Origin of the sequence: Bradyrhizobium sp. (assembly GCF_036009065.1) — a bacterium.
Classification (GTDB): domain Bacteria; phylum Pseudomonadota; class Alphaproteobacteria; order Rhizobiales; family Xanthobacteraceae; genus Bradyrhizobium.
The window spans coordinates 1-1,959 of record NZ_DASYMN010000431.1; the positions used below are offsets into that span (position 1 = coordinate 1).

The following is a 1,959-nucleotide window of genomic DNA, read 5'->3' on the forward strand; positions in this document are numbered from 1 at the left end:
GGAGCGGCGGGAGGCGCCAGGATGCTTGCGAGGCACCCTTCAGACGGAGCAGCGGCCCCGCCTTGCGCAGCTGATAACGCCAGCCGCGCGCGCCCAGTGACGTAGGGCGCGGCGCCTCCCGGCGCTCCACCTTGGCCACCAATCCATCGGCCGATCCGGGGCGCCCCGGCTCAGCCAGCTCTCGCTCTGCCCACTGAAGGATCGCTTCTAGAAGCGGCCCCTCATCGGACAGGACGCGAGCAGGATAAGCGGGGTTTTGGGGACGTGGATAGGGAATGCAAAAATTTAATGTTGATGAACGAAAAAAATCTCCCCCGTCATCCTGAGGTGCTCGCCGCGCAGCGGCGAGCCTCGAAGGATCGGCCGCAGGCGAGATGCCAAAACCGCACCTGCTTCCATCCTTCGAGACGCGCGCAAGGGCGCGCTCCTCTGGATGACGGTGGAGTTGTGGCGACGCCAGTCCGGGGATGACGCTAAGGGTGTGACACGATCTCGGATGATGCTACGACAGAGATCATCTTCGCACCTCATTCCCGCTTCAGCACCGGTCCCCTCGTCATGCAGAAAATTTCGGCGATGCGATTTTGTTTGGCTGCGACTTTGCTGTTACTCTCATTCGCCCCACAGCCAGCCCTCGCACAACGCGGCGCTTCCTGTCATGGCGGCAGGAGTTTCGATCAATTTCTGGCCGGCCTAAAACAGCAGGCCGTCGCGGCCGGCGTCTCACAGCGCGCGCTGGCTGAAGCCGCGCCGTATCTGGTCTACGACCAGGGCATCGTCAACCGCGACCGCGGCCAGCGCGTGTTCGGGCAGGTGTTCACGGTGTTTGCGGGACGCATGGCGGCGATCTCCCGCATGCAGCAGGGCCAGGCCCGCATCAAGGCCAACGCGGCTGCCTTTGCGCGCGCCGAGAAGCAATATGGCGTGCCGCCGGAAGTGATCGCGGCATTCTGGGGGCTGGAAAGCGATTTTGGCGCCAACATGGGCAATTTGCCGACACTGCGCTCGCTGGTGTCGCTCGCCTATGACTGCCGCCGCTCGAAAATGTTTCAGGACGAGACCATCGCCGCGCTGAAAATCATCGACCGCGGCGATCTCAGCCCACCCGAAATGGTCGGCTCATGGGCCGGCGAACTCGGCCAGACGCAATTCTTGCCGACGCATTATTTCAACTATGCCGTCGATTACGACGGCGACGGCCATCGCAATTTGCTGCGCAGTTCGGCCGACGTGATCGGCTCGACCGCGAATTATATCGCGACCGGCCTGAAGTGGCGGCGCGGCGAGCCGTGGCTGCAGGAAGTGCGCGCGCCGCAGAACCTGGCTTCAGGTTTTTCTTGGGACCAGGCCGACCTGACCATCCAGCATCCGCGCTCCAAATGGGCGGCGTGGGGCGTCACCTACCCGGACGGCCGCGCGTTGCCGAACGACAATCTGCCGGCGTCGCTGCTGCTGCCGATGGGCCGCACGGGGCCGGCGTTTCTCGCCTATCCGAATTTCGCGGCCTATACCGAATGGAATAATTCGCTGATCTATTCGACCACCGCGGGCTATCTCGCCACCCGCATCGCGGGTGCGCCGCCGATGCGGCAGCCGCAAGGGCCGGTCGCGCAACTGCCGTTCAATGAGCTGCGCGAGATGCAGCAGCTGCTGGTGCGCGCGGGATTCAACGTCGGCAAGATCGACGGCATCATGGGCCAGCTAAGCCGCACGGCGGTAAAGGCGATGCAGATCAAATACGGCCTGCCCGCCGATTCCTGGCCGACCGCCGAATTGCTGGCGCGGATGCGCGTGCCTCGGTAGTGCGTAATGAATTTAGATTGAGCGGCTCGCATTCACCTCTCCCCGCAGGGGAGAGGTCGAAGCCGTAGCGCAGCGCAGGCTTCGGGTGAGGGGTGTCTCTACGTGCTCGGATTCGTGGGTAGGCCCCTCACCCGGATCGCATCTGACGATGCGATC

At 63.9% G+C, this 1,959-nt stretch carries 1 protein-coding gene; it reads left to right on the plus strand.

From position 1 onward, the window contains the following. The first annotated feature begins 576 nt into the window (after positions 1-576). On the plus strand, positions 577-1,803 hold the full coding sequence (locus tag VGP39_RS25690; protein WP_327570899.1) for a lytic murein transglycosylase: 1,227 nt from the start codon (positions 577-579) through the stop codon (positions 1,801-1,803). Positions 1,804-1,959 lie beyond the last annotated feature (156 nt).

What these genes read in the sequence shown, in the direction of transcription:
- VGP39_RS25690 (WP_327570899.1), top strand. Translation starts at nt 577, where the DNA reads ATGCGATTTTGTTTGGCTGCGACTTTGCTGTTACTCTCATTCGCCCCA.